General features: G+C 69.4%; 2 protein-coding genes. One reads left to right on the top strand and one right to left on the bottom strand.

Annotated features, from left to right (window positions below):
• Positions 1-26: 26 nt before the first annotated feature.
• Complete coding sequence (locus ACFVHB_RS40070) at positions 27-2030, bottom strand: ricin-type beta-trefoil lectin domain protein (protein ID WP_380332913.1); 2004 nt, start codon at positions 2028-2030, stop codon at positions 27-29.
• 385 nt (positions 2031-2415) lie between these two features.
• Here ACFVHB_RS40070 and ACFVHB_RS40065 point away from each other — a divergent pair.
• The coding region (locus ACFVHB_RS40065; RefSeq protein WP_380332911.1) for an extracellular solute-binding protein at positions 2416-2632 on the top strand (217 nt) is incomplete at its 3' end.

The raw sequence follows: 2632 nt of genomic DNA, 5'->3' as shown, positions 1-2632 counted from the left end.
GCGCCGCGGGACCCGCACACCGGGGGTCAGGCGCCGGGCGGTGCGCTGAACGGCGCGGCCCAGGTCTGGTTGGTCTGCAGGGCGGTGGGAGCGGCGCCGCAGCCGTAGAGGTCGACCGGGGTGCCGGCGGTGGACGTCGCACCGGAGTACACGTCCAGGCACTTGGTGGTGCCGGCCAGCTTGAGGTTGCCGTCCCGGTTGTACGTCCAGGTCTGGAAGCCGGGCGCGGAGCCGCACGGCGCGACGCCGACCCACTGGCCGGCCTTGCCGTTGACCGGGCTGGTGGTGGAGCCGCTCTGGGCGGTCAGGCAGAGGTTCGAGGTGCCGCTCTGCAGCAGCCGGATCGAGCCGTCCCCGCCCAGCTGCCACTGCTGATTGGAGTTGCCGGAGCAGTAGTAGACGTCGACCGGGTTGTCGGTGCCGGTGCCGGACCGGTAGTTGTCCAGGCAGAGCGAGGCCTTGCCCCAGCTGCTCCGGCTCGCGGTGATCTGGCCGCGCGGGGTGGTGGTGCTTCCGCTCGGCGGGGTGATCCTGAGCATCGCGCTGTCGTGCGAGCCGATGGTGAGTGCGACGGTGCCGGTGGAGGTGCTGGTGGTGTGGGCCCACAGGTCGCGGACGGTGTAGTCGCCGCCGGTGGTGTCGAAGCCGGCGAGCGACAGCGGGAGGGTGTAACTCGTGGACGCCGGGCCCTTGTTGAGGACGACGACGGCGCGGCCGCCGTCCGCCAGGGGCTTCACCACGACGTCGACGCCGCTGCTCGCGGCCGGGGTGCCGTCCGCGTTGGCCTGGCCGCCGCTCACCCGGTAGCCGCCGGCGCCCAGCGGGTCCTGGTCCACCGCGATGACCTCGGAGTTGCCGAGGATCGCGACCGAGGCGTTGAGGTGGGCGGCCTCGGCCGGGTGGGCCGTGATGTACGTGGGCGAGAACTTGCGGGCGTCGGTGCTGATCACCAGCGGCGCGGCCAGCGCGGAGAACAGCGACATCTGGCTGCGCTCCTCGGCGGTGGTCATGCCGTTGTCGCCGATCAGCAGCATGTCGGCGTCGTTCCAGTTGCCCGGGCCCTGGTAGCGGCTGAGCTCCAGGGTGTTGTCGAAGCTCTGGTAGGCCCCGAAGTTGTAGGAGGACTGGACGCCGAGCGGCTGGTTCCACGGGTCGGTGGCGCCGTTGTCGTAGTCGTTGTAGATGTCCGGGCCGACCCGCCACAGCTGGCCGAGCGAGCGGACCCAGGTCATCGCGTTGAACTTGGTGGCGCCGTTGCCGTAGGCGGCCGGGGCCGAGATGTTGAACATCACGTTCGGCGTCGCCCTGCCCCCGTTGGCGGCGTTGGTGACGGCCGTGTCGAGGGCGTTCGCCATCCGGGTGTCGAGCGTCTGCATCGGCTCCTGCTGGCCGCAGTTGTCGTACTTGAGCGCGTCGACTCCCCAGGAGACGAAGGAGTCGGCGTCGTTCTGCTCGTAGTGCTCGCTGCCGTTGGGCAGGTTCGGCGCCGTGGGCGCCGCCGTGCTGCAGGTGTGCGTGCCGGAGGTCTCGTAGATGCCGAACCGGGCGCCCAGGCTGTGCAGGTAGTCGCCGTAGGCGGTCAGCTCGTAGTCGAAACCGGGCTGCTTGGTGGTGTCGCGGACGTCGGTCGCGCCGCCCCAGTTCTTCGCCCCGTGCAGGTAGCCGGAGCCGTTGCGGTACATCCAGCAGTCGTCGACGGTGATCGTCCGGTAGCCGGCGGCGATCAGCCCGGAGTCGGACAGGCCCTTGGCGTTGTCCTGCATGTACTGCTGGAAGGAGTAGCTCAGCCGGTCGGATCCGTCGAGCGGTGCCTGCGCCTGGCAGGTCGAGCGCGCCCAGTTGTTGAAGCCCATCGGCGGCAGGGGGGCGATCGGCCCGCCGGGCGTCGCGGCGGAGGAGTAGTTGGCGGCCGGCCGGCTGACGCCGTCGTTCGCCGCCGCCGGGCCCGTGCTCAGGAGGCAGGCGGCGGGGATCAGGGCCGCACTGAGTGCGGCGAGGAGCGGTCTTCTGCGGGGGACTCGATCTGCCACGGGGGTGGCCTCCTTCGATTCCTTCGGGGGTGGTCGCCGAGCCCGCGGACTGTCATGCACAGGCGGGCCTCGGGCGAGTGGCTGAAATAATCTGCTCAGATAGGCGCCATAGTCAACAGAAGTGCGCAGACCCTGGCGGCGTTCGGGCAGGATGAAGCACAACGGTCGGGTAACGGCCCCTGGACCGCTCGGACGCGCCTCGTGAATACTTCGCGGCACAGCTGGTTTCGGAGCTGCGTGAAACCAGCGATCTTCAAGCATCTGTGAACACAAGGCGGTGACTGTGGTGAACAGGCGTGTGCTCGCTCTCTCGGCGGTGTGTACGGTCGGCGTTCTCGTCCTCGCGGGCTGCGGTAGCGGTGGTGGGGGGTCGTCGGAGGGTGGTGTGACGTTGAAGCTGGTCGCCGCCGATTACGGGGACAAGGAGTCGAACAGCTCGAAGGCGTACTGGAACGGTGTGGTGTCGGCGTTCACCGCGGCGAATCCGGAGATCCGGGTCGATGTCCAGGTGGTGAACTGGAACGACATCGACCAGCAGGTCAAGACGATGATCCAGAGCGGGAACGTCCCCGACGTGCTGCAGACCGGGGGTTACGCGGACA

Source organism: Kitasatospora sp. NPDC127111 (assembly GCF_042677465.1).
GTDB lineage: Bacteria > Actinomycetota > Actinomycetes > Streptomycetales > Streptomycetaceae > Kitasatospora.
This window is presented reverse-complemented; position numbering and strand designations above follow the sequence as displayed.